Source organism: Agrilactobacillus fermenti, from assembly GCF_047943045.1.
Taxonomy (GTDB): domain Bacteria; phylum Bacillota; class Bacilli; order Lactobacillales; family Lactobacillaceae; genus Agrilactobacillus; species Agrilactobacillus fermenti.
Map to the genome: position 1 here is coordinate 1,371,116 of NZ_CP181347.1, position 21,055 is coordinate 1,392,170.

Annotated in this window: 22 protein-coding genes, 1 other RNA gene and 2 pseudogenes; 19 read left to right on the forward strand and 6 right to left on the reverse strand. The window is 40.2% G+C overall.

All coding sequences use genetic code 11. The features are described 5' to 3' along the window. Nucleotides 1-50 precede the first annotated feature (50 nt). The 5 genes from ACNAN0_RS06740 to nth are packed head-to-tail and all read left to right on the forward strand — an operon-like array spanning nucleotide 51 to nucleotide 4,408. Nucleotides 51-530: a DUF5590 domain-containing protein gene (locus ACNAN0_RS06740; RefSeq protein WP_230913073.1), complete on the forward strand. Its 480-nt coding sequence runs from the start codon at nucleotides 51-53 to the stop codon at nucleotides 528-530. A 14-nt stretch (nucleotides 531-544) separates the two neighbouring features. Continuing rightward, nucleotides 545-1,735 carry a pyridoxal phosphate-dependent aminotransferase gene (locus tag ACNAN0_RS06745; RefSeq protein ID WP_230913074.1) on the forward strand — a complete coding sequence of 397 codons (1,191 nt, stop codon included), beginning with the start codon at nucleotides 545-547 and terminating at the stop codon, nucleotides 1,733-1,735. Nucleotides 1,736-1,757: 22 nt separating this feature from the next. Further along, the gene (gene asnS, locus ACNAN0_RS06750; protein ID WP_230913075.1) at nucleotides 1,758-3,056 is read left to right on the forward strand and encodes an asparagine--tRNA ligase; all 1,299 of its coding nucleotides are present in this window, start codon (nucleotides 1,758-1,760) and stop codon (nucleotides 3,054-3,056) included. 44 nt (nucleotides 3,057-3,100) lie between these two features. After that, nucleotides 3,101-3,730, forward strand: a complete 630-nt coding sequence (locus tag ACNAN0_RS06755) for a DnaD domain-containing protein (RefSeq protein ID WP_230913076.1) — start codon at nucleotides 3,101-3,103, stop codon at nucleotides 3,728-3,730. A 30-nt stretch (nucleotides 3,731-3,760) separates the two neighbouring features. Continuing rightward, a complete protein-coding gene (nth, locus tag ACNAN0_RS06760; protein ID WP_416352944.1) occupies nucleotides 3,761-4,408 on the forward strand; it encodes an endonuclease III in 648 nt (215 codons plus the stop codon). Nucleotides 4,409-4,470: 62 nt separating this feature from the next. Here the strand turns inward: nth and ACNAN0_RS06765 are convergent, their stop codons facing one another. Genes ACNAN0_RS06765 through recU form a run of 3 tightly spaced genes read right to left on the reverse strand, consistent with a single transcriptional unit; the run spans nucleotide 4,471 to nucleotide 7,410 of the window. Beyond that, nucleotides 4,471-4,731, reverse strand: a complete 261-nt coding sequence (locus ACNAN0_RS06765) for a hypothetical protein (RefSeq protein ID WP_416352945.1) — start codon at nucleotides 4,729-4,731, stop codon at nucleotides 4,471-4,473. Then, nucleotides 4,697-6,781 (reverse strand): PBP1A family penicillin-binding protein, encoded by a 2,085-nt coding sequence (locus tag ACNAN0_RS06770; protein ID WP_416352946.1) that lies wholly within the window; start codon nucleotides 6,779-6,781, stop codon nucleotides 4,697-4,699. Before ACNAN0_RS06770 ends, ACNAN0_RS06765 begins: the two co-directional genes overlap by 35 nt. Beyond that, entirely contained in the window at nucleotides 6,781-7,410 is a 630-nt protein-coding gene (gene recU, locus ACNAN0_RS06775) for a Holliday junction resolvase RecU (RefSeq protein ID WP_230913079.1), read from the reverse strand. Before recU ends, ACNAN0_RS06770 begins: the two co-directional genes overlap by 1 nt. Before the next feature lie 109 nt (nucleotides 7,411-7,519). Here recU and ACNAN0_RS06780 point away from each other — a divergent pair, with 109 nt between their 5' ends. The 10 genes and pseudogenes from ACNAN0_RS06780 (at nucleotide 7,520) to ltrA (ending at nucleotide 15,096) form a co-directional block, all read left to right on the forward strand. Further along, the gene (locus ACNAN0_RS06780; protein WP_416352947.1) at nucleotides 7,520-8,068 is read left to right on the forward strand and encodes a DUF1273 domain-containing protein; all 549 of its coding nucleotides are present in this window, start codon (nucleotides 7,520-7,522) and stop codon (nucleotides 8,066-8,068) included. 84 nt (nucleotides 8,069-8,152) lie between these two features. Next, a pseudogene (gene gpsB, locus ACNAN0_RS06785) lies at nucleotides 8,153-8,506 on the forward strand (cell division regulator GpsB); the annotation flags it as partial. Between the two features lie 431 nt (nucleotides 8,507-8,937). Beyond that, an RNA gene (gene rnpB, locus ACNAN0_RS06790) (RNase P RNA component class B) lies at nucleotides 8,938-9,301 on the forward strand. A 75-nt stretch (nucleotides 9,302-9,376) separates the two neighbouring features. Then, on the forward strand, nucleotides 9,377-10,498 hold the full coding sequence (locus tag ACNAN0_RS06795; RefSeq protein WP_416352948.1) for a THUMP domain-containing class I SAM-dependent RNA methyltransferase: 1,122 nt from the start codon (nucleotides 9,377-9,379) through the stop codon (nucleotides 10,496-10,498). A gap of 26 nt (nucleotides 10,499-10,524) precedes the next feature. Beyond that, the gene (locus ACNAN0_RS06800; protein WP_416352949.1) at nucleotides 10,525-11,487 is read left to right on the forward strand and encodes an NAD(P)-dependent oxidoreductase; all 963 of its coding nucleotides are present in this window, start codon (nucleotides 10,525-10,527) and stop codon (nucleotides 11,485-11,487) included. A gap of 112 nt (nucleotides 11,488-11,599) precedes the next feature. Further along, on the forward strand, nucleotides 11,600-12,298 hold the full coding sequence (locus ACNAN0_RS06805; protein ID WP_230913969.1) for a helix-turn-helix domain-containing protein: 699 nt from the start codon (nucleotides 11,600-11,602) through the stop codon (nucleotides 12,296-12,298). An 11-nt stretch (nucleotides 12,299-12,309) separates the two neighbouring features. Beyond that, nucleotides 12,310-12,510, forward strand: coding sequence for a hypothetical protein (locus ACNAN0_RS06810; protein WP_416352950.1), 201 nt, complete (start codon nucleotides 12,310-12,312; stop codon nucleotides 12,508-12,510). Next, entirely contained in the window at nucleotides 12,510-12,716 is a 207-nt protein-coding gene (locus ACNAN0_RS06815; protein WP_416352951.1) for a hypothetical protein, read from the forward strand. The genes ACNAN0_RS06810 and ACNAN0_RS06815 overlap by 1 nt, the downstream gene beginning before the upstream one ends. Then, the gene (locus ACNAN0_RS06820; protein ID WP_416352952.1) at nucleotides 12,713-13,237 is read left to right on the forward strand and encodes a transposase; all 525 of its coding nucleotides are present in this window, start codon (nucleotides 12,713-12,715) and stop codon (nucleotides 13,235-13,237) included. The genes ACNAN0_RS06815 and ACNAN0_RS06820 overlap by 4 nt, the downstream gene beginning before the upstream one ends. 464 nt (nucleotides 13,238-13,701) lie before the next feature. After that, nucleotides 13,702-15,096 (forward strand): annotated as a pseudogene (gene ltrA, locus ACNAN0_RS06825) (group II intron reverse transcriptase/maturase). 89 nt (nucleotides 15,097-15,185) lie between these two features. Here ltrA and ACNAN0_RS06830 read toward each other — a convergent pair. Continuing rightward, a complete protein-coding gene (locus ACNAN0_RS06830) occupies nucleotides 15,186-16,199 on the reverse strand; it encodes a lipoate--protein ligase (protein ID WP_230913820.1) in 1,014 nt (337 codons plus the stop codon). Nucleotides 16,200-16,341: 142 nt separating this feature from the next. Between ACNAN0_RS06830 and ACNAN0_RS06835 the strand changes: the two genes are divergently transcribed. After that, nucleotides 16,342-16,671 (forward strand): hypothetical protein, encoded by a 330-nt coding sequence (locus tag ACNAN0_RS06835; RefSeq protein WP_230913819.1) that lies wholly within the window; start codon nucleotides 16,342-16,344, stop codon nucleotides 16,669-16,671. 3 nt (nucleotides 16,672-16,674) lie between these two features. Here the strand turns inward: ACNAN0_RS06835 and ACNAN0_RS06840 are convergent, their stop codons facing one another. After that, complete coding sequence (locus ACNAN0_RS06840; protein WP_416352953.1) at nucleotides 16,675-17,547, reverse strand: DegV family protein; 873 nt, start codon at nucleotides 17,545-17,547, stop codon at nucleotides 16,675-16,677. A gap of 149 nt (nucleotides 17,548-17,696) precedes the next feature. Here ACNAN0_RS06840 and ACNAN0_RS06845 point away from each other — a divergent pair, with 149 nt between their 5' ends. Further along, the gene (locus ACNAN0_RS06845; RefSeq protein ID WP_230913817.1) at nucleotides 17,697-18,299 is read left to right on the forward strand and encodes a nitroreductase family protein; all 603 of its coding nucleotides are present in this window, start codon (nucleotides 17,697-17,699) and stop codon (nucleotides 18,297-18,299) included. 126 nt (nucleotides 18,300-18,425) lie between these two features. On the opposite strand, the gene ACNAN0_RS06850 is transcribed toward ACNAN0_RS06845, so the two are convergent. Continuing rightward, on the reverse strand, nucleotides 18,426-18,812 hold the full coding sequence (locus ACNAN0_RS06850; protein ID WP_416352954.1) for a ribonuclease HI family protein: 387 nt from the start codon (nucleotides 18,810-18,812) through the stop codon (nucleotides 18,426-18,428). 83 nt (nucleotides 18,813-18,895) lie between these two features. Here ACNAN0_RS06850 and ACNAN0_RS06855 point away from each other — a divergent pair, with 83 nt between their 5' ends. Further along, nucleotides 18,896-19,342 carry an EbsA family protein gene (locus ACNAN0_RS06855; protein WP_416352955.1) on the forward strand — a complete coding sequence of 149 codons (447 nt, stop codon included), beginning with the start codon at nucleotides 18,896-18,898 and terminating at the stop codon, nucleotides 19,340-19,342. 21 nt (nucleotides 19,343-19,363) lie between these two features. Beyond that, complete coding sequence (locus tag ACNAN0_RS06860; protein WP_416352956.1) at nucleotides 19,364-21,040, forward strand: formate--tetrahydrofolate ligase; 1,677 nt, start codon at nucleotides 19,364-19,366, stop codon at nucleotides 21,038-21,040. Nucleotides 21,041-21,055 lie beyond the last annotated feature (15 nt).

Below are 21,055 nucleotides of genomic sequence, written 5' to 3' on the forward strand. Positions count from 1 at the left end.
AAATGCAGCATAACGATCTCTAAGAATGTATCGATATGGAGCGTCATATTATGAATGAAACCATCAAACACTGGCTCTATGCCAGTGCCATTATTATCTTGATCAGTACTTTATTTATTATCTATCATGTGGGGCAATCGCCTTATCATCAAGAACAAAAAGCGGCGATTGCATTTGCAAAAAAGAATACTGATCTAAAGACACCGGAAGCATTTTATTTATACACCAGAAATCAAAAAAATTGGACTGTCGGCGGCAAAGATCGTAAAGGTCATCAAATTTTTGCCATCATCGACCCCAAAACAAATCAAGTGACGATTTTATCTCAATCCTCAGGAATCACGGCAAATAAAGCGATCCATAAGGTGATTCAAAAATACCGGCCCAAACAAATTCATAATGTTGCATTAGGTCTTTATCACAAGCGCCCGGTTTGGGAGGTTACTTTTCGCAATAAAAATAGTAGCATAGGTTATGAAACCATTGATTTCAAGACTGGTAAGGTCATTAGTACCATTAATAACTTGTGAGTGGGGGAATTTTCATGCATTTTTCAAAAAATGTCACACAGGTACAACCTTCAGCAACTTTAGCATTAAGCAGTAAAGCAAAGGCGAAAAAAGCACTTGGGTTAGATGTCATCGATTTGTCGATTGGTCAGCCTGACTTTGAAACACCAGAAAACATTGAAAGTGCTGCTATTGCGGCTATCAAAGCTGGCCGCGTTTCCGGTTATACCTCAGCCAGTGGTTTACCAGAATTAAAACAAGCTGTCATCGATAAAATTAAATCTATTTATGGTGTTACTTATCAACAGAGTCAAGTACTTATCACTACTGGTGCAAAATTTGCCTTATATGCGGCTTTTCAAGTATTATTAAATGCTGGTGATGAAGTTCTGATTCCGACACCTGCTTGGGTCAGTTATGTGGAACAAGTAAAACTAGCTGGGGGCAAACCAGTAGCGGTTAATAGTCTCGCTGGAAATTTCAAAGTAACCGTTGATGAATTAGAAGCCGCACGCACAAGTAAAACAAAAGCAGTTATTATTAATTCACCGCAAAATCCAACCGGTACGATTTATGATCAAGAGGATCTAACTCAAATTGGTAATTGGGCGGTTAAAAATGATATCACAATTATCTCTGATGATATCTACAATCAATTAACCTATAACCATGCCGAGTCTAGTGCCTTGATCAACATTTCAGAAGCAATTCGTGAGCATACGCTATTAATTCACGGCCTGTCTAAGTCATACTCAATGACTGGTTGGCGTATTGGATTTGCATTGGGTCCACAACGTTTGATCAAGGTAATGTCTATCTTAGCTGGACATGCGACCGGTAACCCGGCAACGGTTAGTCAATATGCAGCGATTGAGGCTTTAACTGGACCGCAAACTTCAGTTGAACAGATGCGTTCTGAATTTGAAGAGCGACTCAATACAATTTATCCTATGGTTCAGGCTTTACCCGGCTTTGAATTAACTGAAAAACCTCAAGGTGCATTTTACCTTTTCCCTGAGGTTAAAAATGCCGTGCAAATGACTGGTTTTGACACAACGGAAGCTTTCTGTGATGAATTATTGGAACAGAAGTTCGTTGCCGTTGTACCTGGCCGATCATTTGGCATGCCCGACCACCTCAGAATAAGTTACGCTGCCAACTTAGATGATATTGTGGAAGGTATTGATCGGATCAATGCTTTTATCACCGGCAGAGCAAACGATTAATTTTGAATTAAGGAGTTTAAAAATGGCAAAGCAGATCAACATTATAGATGCAAAAAATCACGTAAACGAAACAGTTCGAATTGGGGTTTGGCTGACAGATAAACGTTCCAGTGGTAAAATCTCATTCTTGCAGCTACGTGATGGCACTGCTTTTTTCCAGGGTGTTGTTGTTAAAAATGACGTATCAGAGGCTGTTTTTCAGCTAGCTAAAGAAGTGAAACAGGAAAGTAGTATGTGGGTCACTGGTGTGATTCATGAAGACTCTCGGTCACATTTTGGCTATGAAATCGAAATTAGTAACATTGAAATTGTAGGTGAAAGCGAGAACTTCCCAATTACACCGAAAGAACACGGGATTGAGTTCTTATTAGATCATCGGCATCTCTGGCTTCGTTCACGAAGGCCATATGCAATCATGCAAATTCGTAACGAACTAATTCACGCCACACACCGTTTCTTTGACCAGGAAGGCTTCTTAAAATTTGACCCACCAATTTTAACTGCCAATGCGCCGGAAGGGACAACCGAGCTATTCCACATTGATTATTTTGACGAAGATGCCTATTTATCACAGAGTGGACAGCTTTATGAAGAAGCCGGTGCTATGGCTTTCAATAAAGTTTATTCTTTTGGCCCCACTTTTCGTGCTGAGAAGTCCAAAACCCGACGTCACCTGACTGAATTTTGGATGATTGAACCAGAAATGGCTTTTATGCACCAAGAACAAAGTCTAGAAATTCAAGAACGTTATATTGCTTATTTGGTACAATCTGTTTTAGATCATTGTCAATATGCCTTAAAGTTGCTTGATCGCGACCCTAAGATTTTAGAAAAGTATACGAAAACACCTTATCCTCGCATCTCGTATGATGAAGCGATCGAAATGCTTCAGAAAAATAACTTTGATGTTAAATGGGGCGATGATTTTGGTTCCCCAGAAGAAACCTTTATTTCAGACCAATTTGAACAACCCGTTTTCGTTTTGAATTATCCTAAAACAATCAAGCCATTTTATATGAAATCCCATCCTACTCGTGACGATGTATACTTGTGTGCCGATATGTTGGCTCCTGAAGGGTATGGCGAAATCATTGGGGGTTCTGAACGTGAGACTGACTTTGAAACGCTCAAACAAAGTATCATTGACGCTGGTTTAAAGCCAGAAGATTATGATTGGTACTTGGATCTAAGAAGATTTGGTTCCGTGCCTCATGCTGGTTTTGGTCTGGGCCTTGAACGCGCAATTACATGGATTTGCCATCTAGACCATCTACGTGAAGCCATCCCATTCCCAAGAATGATCAATCGCATGCGGCCGTGATGCACATAATTATTTTGAGATGATATAAAGAGGTGACTCGATTAATGGCTGACTTTTCCGAGGCACTCCTGGAACATGGGAATACCAGCGTCCCTAATCTACTATTAGAACACATTGGTCAATTAAGTATTTCCGGAGACGAATTATTACTTTACCTAACGCTGCTGCGATTTCACGATCAAAAAATCGATTTTCCAAGCACACAGCAAATCGCATCTGCGCTTGGTTGGCCGCAAAATCAAATTTTTCAGGTTTTACAACAATTGATCAATAAACAATTTGTTTTAATTGAAACTAAGGAAGACCCTACGGCACATGTTCAGACTGATCATTATAATTTGCTACCATTATTTCGCCGTTTAAAACTCGTTTTAGAACAGGCACAGCAAACAGATAGTCAAAAACAAGTGCAGCTAAAGCGTCAGAATCTTTTCAAACAAATTGAGGTCGAATTCAATCGTGTCCTTTCACCAATTGAAATTCAGACAATCGATGCTTGGTTAAACCAAGATCATTATGATCCTGATCTAATCGAATTAGCCCTGCGTGAGGCTGTTTTAAACCAAGTCTATTCTTTGAAATATATGGATCGAATCTTACTGACTTGGGAAAAGAAAAATATTCGTACGAAAGAACAAGTCCAACGTGAAAAAGATATGCGGAATCAGTATTAAGCTAGTGATTTTTGAGGGAGGAACATCGCTTTGTTATCAAAAGCCAAAACTTTATGGGCGTTAGAACAAATGAAACTTGAATTTCCAAATGCTCAAGGGGCTTTGAATTGGGATACACCATTTCACTTGTTAATGGCTGTCATTCTTAGTGCTCAAGCAACCGATATTTCCGTTAATAAGGTTGCACCAGCTTTATTTGATCGCTTTCCTGACCCGGCTTCTCTAGCTAGTGCTGATCTTCAAGAAATTGAATCTTATATCCATTCAATTGGTTTATATCACAATAAAGCCAAGCATTTAAAAGCGTGTGCACAACAAATTATTGCGCGCTTTGATGGCCAGGTTCCTCAAAGCCACACAGATTTAGAATCACTCCCTGGCGTTGGGCGTAAAACTGCCAATGTTGTATTGGGTGACGCCTTTCGTATTCCTGGTTTTGCAGTAGATACGCATGTTGCTCGAGTTTCCAAGCGATTGCAGATTGTCAAAAAAAGTGCTTCGGTTCAAGAGGTCGAACAGGCGCTAACTGCAAAATTACCGAAAGGCGAGTGGGTGATAGACCATCATACCATGATTTTATTTGGGCGTTATCGTTGCACTGCGCGTAACCCTAAATGTGAGACTTGTCCTTTGCTGAGTATTTGTGCAGAGGGACAACGTCGTGTAAACACAAAGTAAATATAATACAAAAAGACTGAACTGCCTAACTAAGCGGTTCAGTCTCTTTTTTCATCTAATAATCAAGGCACTGTTTGTGTTGCTGGTTCGTGATAGTTTGGTGGCGTCGCTGGGTTTATATTTGTATCTGGTTGATTGTCGGGCGTTGTTTGATTATTTTCTTCAGTTGAATAACTACTGGAAGCACTGCTGCTAGATTGACTTTGTTCATCTTGAATTCGGGAACTTTCATCGACGCGCGAGTCACTTTCTGTTTCAGAAGAACTTGATGAACTTGTACTAGCTTCATCAGCTGAGCCTACTGCCCCTGAACGAGACGGCATACCATTGCTCCTGTGAACTACGACTTGAAGAACCATTAGAGCGACGTAGTGTTGGTTGATGCCCCTTAATAAAGAGCTCTTTAGTTGTACCAACGGCTGAAGTTCCAATAACCGGTGGATTCGTACCAGTAATGATGTTTTCAGAAATAACATTAGTTGGTTTGGTCCAATCCGTATTCTCAACATTCTCTGATAACGAACTCATTAAACGCCGATACAAATACACTGGAATTTGTTGTTCCGACATAGATAACCCATTTTTCTCTGGTTGATCATATCCGGTCCAAAGCGCAATACTGTAATGCTTCGTATAGCCAGCAAACCAAGCATCTTTGGCTGAATTAGCCAAAGCAGGGTTCTGTGAAATTTCTTTGTCTGAATATTGTACAGTTCCGGTTTTCCCAGCTTGATATAAGCCTGATATTTGTGCGTTGGTTCCAGTGCCGTTACGAATCACATCTTTAAGCATATCGGTAATCATGTAAGCAGTAGAGGCCTTCATCGCCTGCTTAGATTGACTTTGGTAATTATGTTGCATTCCATCAGCTGTTATGATTTGAGAAACGTATTCTGGCTTCTGATAGACCCCATTATTGGCAAATGCCGCGTAAGCACTGGCAACTTGTAGTGTGGATACATCTGCACCGATCCCAACACTTAGACCGGCACTATCTGGGATAGTAATATCTAAGCCCGAAGCAAAATCTTTTGCACGACTCAAACCCACTGTTTCTAGCGTCCGAATTGCTGGAATATTTCGTGATTGTGCTAAGGCTTTCCGCATCGTAATATTGCCCATGTATTGATGATCCCAGTCCTTCAAATCAATGTCTGTGCCAGCATAGGTATAAGGTGTATCTTGGACATAATGATAAGTGGACCAGTTCAAATATTCAATTGCCGGGCCATAATCTAAAATCGGTTTAATTGTTGACCCATTACTGCGATTGGTTGAAGTTGCCCGATTCCATCCAAGCAAAACATTACCTTGCTTACGACCACCGATCATGGCAATCACGTGGCCCGTATCTGGTTCCACAATTGTGCCGGCTAACTGCATTTTGTTATCTGGAAATAGCAAACTATTATTAGCCAAGGTGTAGAGTTCTTTTTGAACATCTAAATGCAAATTCGTCTTAATTTTTAGATTATCCCGGTAAGGATCATAGCCTTTTGACTTTACATCGCTGATAACTTCTTTAACATAATTGTCTGTGACATATCGATTGTCATTATCTTGATCAGGATCTTTTTTCGGCAGTAATCCAGAATTAATTGGTGTCTGCTTAGCAGCAGTGGCATCAGTCTGTGAAATTTTATGATTAGCTAACATCGCATCAATCACTAAATCACGTCGCTGCTGAGCTGCATCAGGATTTTTATACGGATCATAAGTGTTCGGCGCTTGTGGCATACCAGCAAGTAACGCTGCCTGGGCGAGGGTTAATTCACTGGGCTTTTTGCCAAAATAGTATTCACTTGCTGTGCCCATGCCGTAAACACCGTTGGCTAAATAAACTTTATTCATATAAAATTCTAAAATTTGCTGCTTAGAGTAGTTGCGTTCAACATTGATTGTTAAATAAGCCTCTTGTATTTTACGTTTAAATGTCTGATCCGATTTTTTAGTTGAAAACACAGAAAGTTTGACTAATTGCTGAGTTAAAGTACTACCACCTTGGGGCGCACCAGAATGTGTCAGGTTATGAAGGCCGGCTTTAACGATTCTAATTGGATTAATACCAAAAGGTTCTTGGTAAAAACGCCGATCTTCAATTGATACAACTGCATCTTTTAACGTGGTCGAAAATTGGTCACTTGTCGTATACTGCCGATTCTCATTGCCCAAAGTGGTTACTTTGTTGCCACGATAATCTAGAATAACCGAAGAACCGCCACTTTGCAGCTTAGCCTGTGTCACAGCTGGTGCTTGTCGACCAAGATAAAAAAAGATACAAACAACAATCAAAACCAAACCGAGTAAAACTAACATGGTATTACGAAAAAAGTGGTTTTTTTTCGTTGTTTTATTTGTATTATTTGAACTCACTAATTTGACTCCTTTAAATAATCAAGTAATTGCTCTACCGCTTGAATGTAGGGTAGAATAGGGTGGATCGCATATTTAATTTCATAACCGTGATGTTCAAATTCGGTTAATTGAATTGATTTAGCGCCGCCCTGTTGTTGTGCTTCCCAAGCTGTGATCAATTTCGTAGCTGGATACAAAAAAACACGCTCCCAGGCAACAAACTTAACGAGTACAAAACAGATTCCCTGTTGTTTTAAACAACGTTTGAAATGGTCAATTTGGTGCTGGTGAAAATTTTTCAGAGGGAACGACCGCTTATTCTTAGTCTCCTTCGCTTCAAAATCTAAATATCTGCCTTGATAAACACCGTTATAATCCGTTGTAGACGGCTGGCGAAAATACGCTTCCTTGATGACAGCTTTGGCGCGTTTGGGATAATCGACGTGGACGATTTGTACTGGAGTTGGTTTTTTATAAACGACAGCAGTATCATGGTTACGGTAGTACTCATTACTACTGTTGATCTCATCTTCCAGTGCCATACCACGATGGCCAAAAACAACTTTCTGTTGCTTTGCTTTAACAAATTGTTCGTGCTTTAATTGTGCTACAGGCTCAAACGCCTGTCCATTGGGATATTTTATCATGACAGTCACGCTCCAGTTGTCCTATTATAACAAAAATTTTAAACAAACTTTTTAATTTCATATATTTGTCATAAAAAAATGAGTCTATCTTAACAGAGAAGGTGAATTGTTGGAAAATCTATGGGTGACAGGTTATCGTAATTATGAATTGAATGTTTACGATGACAAAGACCCAAAACTTCGAATTATTAAATATGCGTTACGACAACAACTAACTACCTATCTTGATCAAGGTTTAGCTTGGATCATCACCGGCGCTCAGCTTGGAAGTGAACAATGGACCATTCAAGTTGCTCAACAGCTAAAACAGGACTATCCTGAACTACGGGTAGCTGCGATGCTGCCTTTCATGGAGTTTGGACATAACTGGAATGAGGCCAATCAAACCCAGCTAAACAATATTTTGACTACGGCAGATTTTACGGGCAATGTAAGTGCCAAAGCTTATCATAGTCCGCAACAGCTGAAAAATTATCAAACCTTTATGCTTGAACATACAGATGGTGCCCTGATGCTTTACGACCCCGAGTATCCAGGCAAACCCAAATATGACTATGATGCGATTTTAAAGTATCAAACGCAATCAGATTATACACTTGATTTGATCGATATGTATGATTTAGAAGATTTAAGCCGCCAAATTTCCCAGGATTCTTAGTCAATAATGGTTTTGAAAAGAAAATATTTTTGGTATACTGGTCACTAAGTAGTTGTTTTCAATTAAAATGAGGTGTTTTTAAACATGGATGGAAGAAGAGACTCGCAGGCCAATCGTCCGCAAGTACACATTAATTTACGACCTAAAGAAATTTTAGAAAAAGAATTTAAAACAAAAATGCGTGGCTATGATCCTGCAGAGGTCGATGAATTCTTAGATGATGTCATTAAAGATTATGAAACTTATAATACCCAATTAGAGCAATTAAACCAGGAAAATGCACGTTTGATCTCACGTATTGATGAGTTGAGTAAACAGGCAGCATCTGGACAAGGATTGGCTAATGGCCAACCTAATGCGACTAACGCCAATGTACCTTCAAATTATGATATTTTAAAACGGCTGTCAAATCTGGAACGTCATGTCTTTGGACAACAAAAATCTCCGGCACAACCTGGTACACCAGCCACATCTGGTAATAATTTTAATACTAATCCGAATTTAGCTGGTCAAGAGAACCGAGCTGGCCGTTACCAAAACACGATTACGAATAACGTTCAAAATCGGCAGAATAATTATCCTAATCAACCTGAAACCCCGGTAAATAATCGGGCAACTCCTGCTATGCCCCAAACGGCACCAGCAAATAATGGGATGGGTAATCCAAATTTAAATTCTAATCCAAATGTTCGTCCTAATGACAATGTGTCGGACCCTCGAGTAGCCAATGCAAATCGTAATTACAATAATTATGGTAACAATCGTTTCGACCAAAATGATCCTGATCCAAGATTCCAAAACAATACACCCAATCGATATGATAATAATGACTTGAATCGTTTCTAATATTCTGTATAATGGATAAAGTAAATCTTGAGTGATTGCGGTCTGCTTTTGCAGGCTGAGGAAAGTCCATGCCCGCACAGGCTGCGATGCCTGTAGTGTTTGTGCTTGGCCCAATAAGCCAAGGCAGTCAAATCGACTGACGGCGGAGAATTCAACTAAGGTCTTTGGGACTATGCTGAATTACCTGAAAAGTGCCACAGTGACGGAGTCGTCTTAGAAATTTGACGAGTGGAACGCGGTAAACCCCATGAGCGAGTAACCCAAACTTTTGGTAGGGGCGTCTTGTAAAAGAAACTGAACGACTTACAGGAGCTATTATTAGCAGATAGATGATCACTGAAGGAAAGTTTCCCCAAGGCTTTCTGGAACAGAACATGGCTTATAGAGATTTATAGGGTGAGAGGCTGGTTTCAGCCTCTTTTTTTATTGACATGAAAACGGGTTTTATATGAGGAGACGAATATGACATATCAGTTAATGGCCACCATGGCTTCTGGCTTAGAAGCAATAACAGCTAAAGAGTTACAACAATTGGGTTATGAAACAACAACAGAAAATGGGCGTGTTTTATTCAAAGGAGATTTAAAAGATGTGGTTCGCACAAATCTCTGGTTGCGTTCCGCAGATCGAATCAAAATTATTCTAGCAGAATTTAAAGCTTTAAGCTTTGAGGATCTTTTCCAAGGTATCAAAGCAGTCCCTTTAGAAGAATACTTACCAATGAATGCGCAATTTCCAGTTACGGGACGCAGCGTACGTTCAAAATTACATTCGGAACCAGATATTCAAGGGGTTACGAAAAAAGCTATGGTCGAACGCTTAGCAAGCTTTTACCATCGACGTACTCGTTTTCCAGAAACTGGGGCACGTTATTTGTTTGACATCAACATCACTAAAGATAAAGCTCGTTTTACACTAGATACAACCGGCGATAGTTTATTCAAACGCGGCTATCGTGTCGAAGCAGGGGGTGCACCCATCAAAGAAAACTTTGCTGCAGCTTTGATCTTATTAACAAATTGGCATAACGACATGCCCTTTAGCGATCCAATGTGTGGTTCTGGAACCATACCTATCGAAGCAGCCTTAATTGGACATAATATTGCACCAGGTCGACTTCGTAAATTTGCTTTTGAAGCATTTGATTGGTTTGATGGTCAACTATTGAGCGATGCTAAAGCTCAAGCAGAGACAATGATCAGACAAGACCCACTAACGATTTATGGATCTGATATTGATCAAAATATGATTCAAATTGCTAAAGTTAATGCCAGCAATGCAGGGGTACTTCACGACATTCAATTTAAACAAATTGCTGTAAAAGATTTGAATATTGATGAGGATGATGGCGTCTTAGTTACCAATCCACCTTATGGGAAGCGACTAAAAGACGCTGAAAGTGCTCGTGAACTATACAAAGAATTGGGCCAAGTTTTTCGGCCATTGAAAACTTGGAGCAAGTATATTCTAACCTCAGATCTCGAATTCGAACACTATTTTGGTGCAAAAGCAACCAAACGGCGTAAACTTTACAATGGTGCCTTGAGAGCAGATTACTTCCAATACTGGGCCCAAAAGCACTAAGATAATATTTGAATGGAGGCCTGTGTATGACGACGATGTTAACCATGGAAAGCCTGAAACCGGAACAAAGTACTTTCCTAAAACAAACTTATCCTGAACTAACAATTATCCCAGTCGAGGCTCTTGTGGCAGATCAGTTACGGCAGATAAATATTATTTATGGCTATAAAAATACTTATGCCAAACTTTTGACCCAATTACTTAATGATCCCCAAAGTAAATTAAAATGGCTGCAAACGATCTCGGCCGGTGTAGATTATTTGCCATTGGCACAACTAGCTAAAAAGCATATTCTGGTTTCAAGCGCTAGCGGTATTCACGCCCAAGCAATCAGCCAAAATGTATTTGGCTATCTGCTCTATTGGGCGCGAGCTTTAGACAAAGCTATCGCAGCTAAGACACAACACCAATATGGCTTAGATCCGCAAAAAATCGTCAATCTTGATGGTAAAACAATGATGATTTTTGGAACTGGACATATTGGGCAGCAAATTGCTAAAGTTGCTCAAGTTTTTAACATGCATGTCATTGGAGTTAATCGTAGTGGGCGAGCTAAACCTAGTTTTGATCAAATTGTTGACGATCAAGGTTATGCGGCTTTACTAGCCGATGTAGCCTACATTGTTAACGTCATGCCGTTAACAACAGCAACCCATCATTTTTTTAATGCGCAATTTTTCGAACAAGTTAATCATCAGGCTACGTTTATTAACGTTGGTCGTGGCCCCTCAGTAGACGAGACGGCTTTGATCAATGCTTTAAGCCATGGTCAAATCAAAGCAGCTGCCTTGGATGTTTTTGAGATGGAGCCATTACCACAAACATCTCCCTTGTGGCAAATGAATAATGTTTTGATCACGCCCCACACTTCAGGCTTGTTAGAGCATTTTCGCATTGCTTTCTTTAATGTATTTAAACCCAATCTAGCCCAATTCATGAAGGATGGTACTTTGATCCGTAACCAGATCGATTACCATGCGGGCTATTGATCAGCCAATTTATAAGTATAAAAAAAGGTATTGATTCAAAGTAGGGCTATACTCCTACTTAAGTAGACAGGTAAATAATTAAAACCTGTTTGCTTAGGAAGGAGTATTTTTTATGGGCCGAAAAGGTTCCAGATATTCTATTGATGAGAAACTTCATTTCATTGGCCTACTTAAAAACGGCCGATCGGCCAATTCTATTGAACGGGAGTTTGGTATCAAAGCGACAACGATCAGTCATTGGAATTATTTATTTCATCATGGAGGTATAGTCGCACTAAAACCCAAACATACATGTAAAAGTTATACTATCGAATTAAAGGAACAAGTCGTTCAAGAGTATCTAGCAGGCGGTATTTCAATGCCTCAACTTTGTGATAAATTCGAGGTCTCAAATCCCGGAGTTATTTTTCAGTGGCTTTCTCGGTATACTAGTGGTAAATCACTAGTATCTGCTAGGAGGAATCTAGCCATGAAGAACGGACGCAAGACAACACAACTTGAACGCATTGAGATTGCCGAGTGGGTCATCGCAAATGACATGGACTATACAGGTGCCACAAAACAGTACGATATCTCCTATGGACAAGTCTATGCTTGGGTCAAGAAGTTTAAACAAGGAGGCCCAGAGGCCTTGGTCGACCGTCGTGGTAAAGCTAAGTCAGACGATGGCCATCTATCTGCCAATGAACGCCAATCATTAGAGATCAAACGTCTTAAAGCAAGATTGGAATATGTTTCAACGGAGAATGCCTTGTTAAAAAAATTCGCAGAGTTGGAAAGGAGCGAAAGATCCCACAGGAAGTATACTTAGCCATCAAAGAATTGACAAAGATCATTAATCCAGACACCCAGAATCTATATACTGTCAGTAATTTATGCCGCTTGGCTGAAATTTCTCGTGCGGCTTATTATAAATGGTGTCATCACGTTCCCAGTAAGCGCCAGCTTGAAGATGCCGCTATTGTCGCTTTTATCCAACAATTAGAAGAAGCGCATCACTATATTTTGGAGTCAAACGATTAATGGTCTACATTGACAAAGAAACGCCTTATCATGCTTGTGCCAGTCGAGTGAGACGCCTGATGCATCTTCACCACATCTACGCATCGATCCGTATTGCCAAGCATGATCGTAAAGCTGAGCGCAAAGATATTATCTCGGGTAATAAACTACTAAATGCCCAGCTGGAACATGAGTTCCACCCGATCGGATGGACCACACTTGGGTGACTGATTGTTCCGAATTAAGATATGGCGTTAATAATGAGCAACGTGTCCGTCTAAGCGCCATCAAAGATCTTTACGATCATCGGATCGTAAGTTGGGCTATTGCGTCGACGGAAACAGCAGAATTAGTCAGTAAAACGCTCGACTTAGCCCTACAACAAGTATCTGGTGCTAAACCAAAGATCGTACACAGTGATCAAGGTAGCAGTTATACTTCAGGCAGTTACAACCTAAAACTAGCCAGTTTAGGCATCACCCATAGTATGTCCCGTCCAGGGACACCTGGAGACAACAGTCCTATGGAGAGCTTCTGGAGTCACATGAAAGAAGAATTCTTCGCCTTTGAACAAGCGTATTCACAAGAGGAACTAGCGCTTCAGATTTCACGTTGTATCGATTGGTATAACAACAAACGTCGCCAAGAAACACTTAACGGCATGACCCCAACCAATATGGGTGCCATGCCGTTAAGAAAAGTGCATAAGCATTTTAATTATTTAAGTTGTCTACTTGACACGGAGTAGTTCCTAGGAATCAATACCTTTTTATTAGTGCGCCCGGCATGGGCGCTAACTTGGTGGTGAAAGTCCACTATAGACCGTAGTAGTCGGAACTATTAGTTGAGGACAAGGGTGTCCACCGTGAGGTGGAATCTGAAGGAAGTCTAAAGCAAAGTGCTGAACCAATGAACAAGAAGTGGCTATAAGGCTGTTTGCAGTGGATAAGGTTGCTAAACAAACTGAAGTCCCATACTACTCGAAACTGTACGCAGTAAAGCCAGTGGTTACATGGCACGAAAGTTAGCGTTCTTACCCGGGAGGTCTGTATCATACGTTCCCGACAAGAGAAACGGAAAGTTTCACAGGTACAAACTAGGCAGTGATGTCTAGCTGAATGATACAGAAGTCAGCCGAGGCCATAATAGTTGTCCTTTGGACAACGAAGGGCCGAACTTTAACAATTCTCGTCAAAATTGGAGGTAGAAATCATGCAACAATCGCAGAAAACAGAACCATGTTCTGGTCACGGCGGCATGGTAGACCTGGAAGGTCAAGAGCAACCCGGGGCGCGTAGTGTGATTTCCGGTGAAGATAAGATGTGGAATGGCGTTTCATTTCAAGATTTAGTTTTGTCCCGAGATAATTTGAATCAAGCTTACCTTAAAGTCAGAAGCAACAAGGGTGCAGCGGGTATTGACGGTCTAACTGTCGATGAGCTGTTGCCTTATCTGAAACAACATCGTGATGAGCTAATCGCATCACTGCGTGATGGCAGTTATCAACCATTACCAGTTAAACGAGTCGAGATTCCAAAACCGGACGGCTCCAAGCGCAAGCTCGGGATTCCAACGGTGGTCGATCGACTTGTTCAGCAAGCAGTCGCTCAAGTGATGTCGCCAAGGTTTGAAAAGATATTCTCGGATAGCAGTTTTCGGTTTCCGACCAATCGAAGTGCTCATGATGCCATCAAACGGGTCATAGCGCTGTATGACCAAGGTTATCACTATGTGATCGACCTTGACCTTAAGGCATATTTCGACACGGTCAATCATGATTTACTGATGAAATTTGTCGGCCAATATATCGATGATTCCTGGCTATTAAGACTTATTCGTAAGTTCTTAACGAGTGGGGTTATGAATGGTGGTCTGTTTGAGAAATCAGCTCAAGGCACGCCGCAAGGTGGAAATATCTCGCCATTATTGGCGAATATCTACCTTAATGAGTTGGATAAGCTGCTCATGGCCAGAGGCCATCAGTTTGTGCGCTATGCGGATGATTGTAGTATCTACGTCAAAAGTAAGCGCGCAGGCTACCGCGTACTGGCCAATGTGACCAAGTTCTTGGAGAAAGACTTGAAGCTAACAGTCAACCAAAAGAAAACTCATGTCGGGTCGCCCTTGAGATTGAAATTTTTAGGGTTCACTTTAGGTGTGAGTAAAGGCAAAGCATATGCCCGGCCGCACAAAGTTGCCAAAGAACGTATCAAACAGGCCGTAAAGCTAATCACCAAACGGAACCGCGGTGTTAGTCTGAGACACTGTCCTTAAAGAGATCAAGCGTAAAATGCGAGGCTGGTTACGATACTATAGTATTGGCCGCATGAAGGGCTTTCTTAAAGCGCTAGACACATGGTTGCGCACGAGGATCCGGCAGTATATCTGGAAATCATGGAAGAAAATCAAAACGAAGTTCCGAAATCTTAGAAAGTTAGGGAATCGGTGTCAGAAGCACGAATATTTTCTAATACCCGTAAAGGGTATTGGCATACTGCACATACCGGTGTACTGAAATATACTCTAACAAACGAAAGACTGGAACGCCGTGGACTTATCAATCTGTCCACAATGTACCAGTCTATTCAGAAACGCTTAAGTTATTGAACCGCCGTATACGGAACCGTACGTACGGTGGTGTGAGAGGCCGACCCGTTAGGGTCTCCTACTCGATTCCTTAAGCACATTAACTATGACTACTGTGCTAACAACTCAATAACTTCAGACTTAGGAATGCCATTAAAGTATTTATTGGTATCTATATTTTCTAAGGTTTCGCTCAAATGCTGCCGATCATAAATTGTGCCTTTAAGTTTCTCTGCCAATTGTGTCGCATCTTCAGGGCCGAAGAAATCGCCATAGAATTTGATATTCTGAATTTTGCCGCTTTCTACTAATAAGCGAGCATCAATGGTTCCAAAGTCAAAATGCTTCCGTTTTTGTAACGTAAAGTCTGGTGACTTGCCATAAACCCAATCCCAGTTATTATAAGTATCATCAAAGATTTTCTTAATTTGTTGCTCATCTTCTGGTGTCACAATATATTCATGAGCCTTAATCTCGTCAATACTTTTAGCATTGAATAGATGCAATAACAAAATATCCCTAAACTGAGCCGTTGTTAGATTCTGATATTCTGGTTTTAAATAGGGCTTAAGATTGGTAACACGGCTACGAATGGACTTGATACCCTTAGAAGCAATCTTATCAGCAGGCACATTCAGCGCTTCCGTTAGAACATCAAGATCCACATCATATGAAAGGGTTCCGTGACTGAAAGTCTTTCCGTTTTTAGTATACATGGCATTACCCGAAAACTTCTTATTATCGACCAAAATATCATTACGGCCACTGACTTCTGCACTAGTCGCACCCATTTCATGTAAGGCGTCAACAATGGGTTGGGTAAATGACTTGAAATCGCCAAACTCTTCGCTGTCAGCTTTGACTACAAAGCTGAAACAAAGATTTCCTAGATCTTGATAGACAGCACCGCCACCAGAAAGCCGGCGTGTGACTGTAATGTGATGATCTTCAACATATTTTTGATTGATTTCTTCAAATGTATTTTGATTCCGACCTACAATAATACAAGGACCTTCTATATAAAATAACAATAAAGGTTCGTCAAAATTTTTATTGTTCATTAAATAAGTTTCTGTTGCCAAATTTTCCCGAATATCATTAGACTTCATAATTACGTAACGCATTATAAAACCCCTTTCATCAATATATTCAAAGTATACAATTTATTTGTAAAAAAGGGAATCATTCCGATGAGATGAATTTGCCAAATAAACGTATAAAAACTATATTAGAAAGCGTAATATAGTTTTTATGAGGTGAGTGTAAGTGAAAAAGGAAAAAGAAGCTAAACATGAAGCAATTATTGATATGAATGAATTTTTGATCAAGTATGGTAATCAAAAATTGCCTGAAGATCGTAACGTTGTCCACACTATTTATGATGCAGCTAGCAAGGGTCTGGAAAACCTAGACGACTTATTCCAAGATAATGGGTTTGGCCGTACTGAAAATTTTCTTGATGTTGCTAAGGGATTCATTGTTGACTATTATGGCGAAGACCCAGCAAAGACCGATCGCAAAGCTAACGAGTTAGCAAAAGAAGCCATCAATTATCTTGGTAGACATCTTGATGACTTCGTCAAATGGGAAAAATAGGTTTTAATTAAAACTCTGCCAATCTCGCGCCCAAATCATAGCCATGGCGCCTTGTCCTGTGTGCACACCGATTACTGGACCAATAATACTTTCATCGACAATAATATTGGGAAAGCTTTGCTGTAAATCGGTCATCCACTGATGTTTGACCGCCTCATCTGCCGCATCGAACACGGTTACGCGAACAGGATAGTCTACTTGCGCTATGGCTTGACCAAAAGCCGTTTTAATATGTTCATAAGCTTTCTTAGCCTGTCGTTCTTTGGCGATGGCAGAAATTTTACCTTCATTTTGGATATCCATTGAAAGAATCGGTTTAATTTTGAGTAACCCCCCGATAAAACTAGAGGCATTGCTCAAGCGGCCGGTTCTTTTTAAATGGCTCAAATCATCAACCATAAAGTAAACGCCCATTGTTGTCTTTTCCTGATCTAGCGCCTGAATGATCTCTGCTGGCGTTTTACCAGCTTGAGCTAATTTTCCGGCTAACAAGGCCATATCTGCTAAACCAGCACAAGTGATATGGGAATCATAGACATGGACCTTAATATTAGATACTTCTTTAGCATAGGCCGTTAAATTGGGTACAAAAGAACTTATGCCGCTGGATAACAGAATACAAATCACATCTGTATACCCAGCTGCCGCTAAGCGATCAAAGTATACTTGAACTTCCCCAAGAGCAGGTGTCGAAGTTGTCGGTAGCTCTTGATCTTTATTTAAGCGTGAGTAAAATTCGTCTGAAGTTATATCTTTCGTATCATAATACGTGTGATTACCCCAAATAATTGGAATTGGTACGACTTGTATTTGATATCTATCCTGTTGTGCTTGTGTAAGGTAAGCCGTACTATCCGTTAACACAGCTGTTTTCATAATGTTTCACTCCAAAATACATTTAGTTTGTTTTATTATAACGTAATTACACTGGATTCCAAATAATTTGAAAAAGTCCTTTACTAACGTAAAGTAAGTTGGTATACTTTTAAGCATGCAATAAATAATTAAAGGTGGTTAAAAACTTTATGTCTTCTCAATACTTGGATTTAGTCGAAAAACGTCGTACAATTTATGCTTTGGGTAAAAAGGTAACACAAACGCCTGATGAAATCGTTGAATTAGCAGAGCGTGCAATTGAATTGTCACCATCTGCATTCAATAACCAAACGACGCGTGCCGTTTTCTTATTTAACGAAAACCACGATAAACTCTGGGATCTTACTTTGGAACGCCTTCGTCCTGAAGTACCTACTGAAGAAGCATTTAAGAGCACACAAGCTAAAATTGAAGGCTTCAAGGCTGCCTTTGGTACAATCTTATTCTACACGGATACTGATGTTGTTAAAGAATTTGAAAACAACTTTGCTTTGTATGCTGATAACTTTGCTGATTGGGCTGAACAAGGTCAAGGGAATGCACAATTCAACGTTTGGACTGCTTTTGCTAACGAAGGCATTGGTGCAAATTTACAGCATTATAACCCATTGATCGATGATGAGGTTAAAGCCGCTTTCAACATTCCAGATAACTGGAAATTACGCGCACAATTGCCTTTTGGTTCAATCGAACAACCAGCTGGCGAAAAAGAATTTATGGATCGCGAAGATCGTTTCAAGGTCTTAAAATAATTAGTTTTTTCTAATTGATATTTAAAATAACGTGAGTTCCGAGACAGTTTCTTACATTGTCTTAGGGCCCACGTTATTTTTTAACAAAAGCCCATTGTTGACTGGCTTTTGTCTTTACTTAATCAGTTAGTAATTTTGTAACTCGCTTAAGGCAAGGGAATGGGCGCCACTGTTTGCACGTTCGGGGATCCATTCATTCAAAACCAAGGTAAACTGGCTTTGCAGTACTAATAACTGTTTCAATACAGATGCAAAGTGCTTTGCATAATGTTTCGTCAAACTATCGATCAGCAGTTTGCTATCGGCATAAAACGCAACAACTTCATCGGTAGAGAAATTTTCTGTTAGATAAGTGAAAGCCCAAATTGCAGCCCTAAATTCGGCTTCATGGTTATTCATTGTACCCAGATAGGTTTTGAGTTGGATTTGCTTATGTGCCTGAATAATTAAAGCACCGCCCGTTGCTGGTCCTGGATTACCGCGCACAGCGGCGTCGGTATACAATTTTAGCATGTGAACACCTCGAACAAATCAACATTGATTTAAAAGTTATGTTAACATATATTTCATGGAAATATAACCTTGGAGGCCTCTATATGGATCAACAACATAAATTTCGCGTCCAGCCAGCAATGACTAACACCATTATTTATTGGTGTATCATGTTAATTTTTTTATTTTTAGGTCTGATTATTCAATTTGAAACGACGGGTTTCAGCTGGATAGGTATGATTTTTTGGCTAATTGCTATCAGTTTAACAATTTATGGTGTGCTAGGCTTCAAGCTCGAACTGCTCTTTACTGAGAAATCATTAGCTGCCCTAAAGTATCATCGGGCGTTTGGTCGCACGAAGCTGCTTTCTATTAAAAATATTAAGAAAATCACAATTTTGAACCACAATGTTCGGATTACAATGATTAAGCCTGGCTATTTACACTATGATATCCTAATGAGTCGTAAAAAAATGAACAAATTCTTAGAAACAATGAATAAAAATCGTGTTACAATAGTGGACGTCGATAAAGTGTTAATTGACAACTAATTCTTTTTCAGGAGGCATTTCATGAAGCGCGATATTGAAATTGCACAAGCGGTTGAAGCAACCACAATGAAACCAATCAATGAGATTGGTGCAAAAATAGGTTTACAAGCGAACGATTTAGAAAATTACGGTCAATATAAGGCTAAACTTACTTATAATGCAATCAAACAAGTTAAGGACAAGCCCCAAGGAAAACTTGTTTTGGTTACCTCGATTAATCCAACACCAGCAGGTGAGGGAAAATCGACGATTTCAATTGGACTAGCAGATGCCCTAAACAAAATTGGTCAAAAAACAGTCATTGCCTTGCGTGAGCCTTCTTTGGGTCCTGTCATGGGTATGAAAGGTGGTGCAACTGGTGGCGGTCAAGCCCAAGTGATTCCAATGGAAGATATTAATTTGCACTTCACCGGTGATATGCATGCACTGACGACGGCAAATGATACTTTAGCAGCCTTGATCGATAACCATATTCAGCAAGGTAATGAACTAAACATTGATCCGCGCCGGATCCAATGGAAACGTGCTTTGGATATTAATGACCGTGCCTTACGTCAAATTGTGATCGGTCTTGGTGGTCCAACTTCAGGTACCCCGCGTCAAGATGGGTTTGATATTACCGTAGCTAGTGAGTTGATGGCTATTTTGTGCCTTGCTGAAGATATTAGTGATTTGAAGCAACGCATCGCTAACATTACCGTTGCTTACACTTATGACCGGCAACCCGTCACCGTGGCAGATTTAAAAGTCCAAGGTGCCATTACAATGTTATTAAAGGATGCTTTAAAACCAAATTTGGTACAGACACTAGAACAAACACCTGCTTTTATCCATGGGGGGCCATTTGCAAATATTGCGCATGGCTGCAATAGCATTCTAGCTACTAAAATGGCCTTAGGTCTAGGAGACATTGCCGTAACCGAAGCTGGATTTGGTGCAGACCTTGGCGGTGAGAAGTTTATGGATATTGCCGCACCAGCCATTGGCCATACGCCAGATGCAACCATTATTGTTGCGACTGTACGTGCTTTAAAATATAACGGTGGCGTTCCTGTGGCTGAATTAACTAATGAAAACTTGACCGCTTTGAAGAAAGGCTTTGCAAATTTACGGCGACATATTAAAAATATGCAACAGTATCACGTCCCGGTCGTTGTAGCCATCAATGCCTTTTCTGCAGATACGGCGGCTGAAATTAAATTACTTCAAGATTTATGTGCTGAGTTAGGTGTCCAAGCCATTAATACTGAAGTTTGGGCCAAGGGCAGTGCCGGTGGCATTGATTTAGCAAAGGCTGTTACTGAAGCTTTAAAACAGCCTGCTGAATTCACACCACTTTACGATCGCCAGGACTCAGTTGAAAATAAAATCAATGCAATCGTTCAAAAAATTTATGGCGGTAAACACGTTGAATTTTCCAACAAAGCATTACAAAACCTGAAATTAATCAACAAAAATCAATGGCAAGATTTAGCAATTTGTATGGCAAAGACGCAGTATTCATTTACCGATGATCAACATGTGCTAGGTGCGCCGGAAGACTTTACGATCCATGTTCGTGAAATCATCCCTAAAACGGGGTCAGGTTTCTTAGTCGTTTTAACAGGCTCTGTCTTAACAATGCCAGGATTACCTAAAAAACCGGCAGCATTAAATATGGACGTTGATGAGAATGGTGTTATTTCAGGTTTATTTTAAATAATAGTGAAGGTG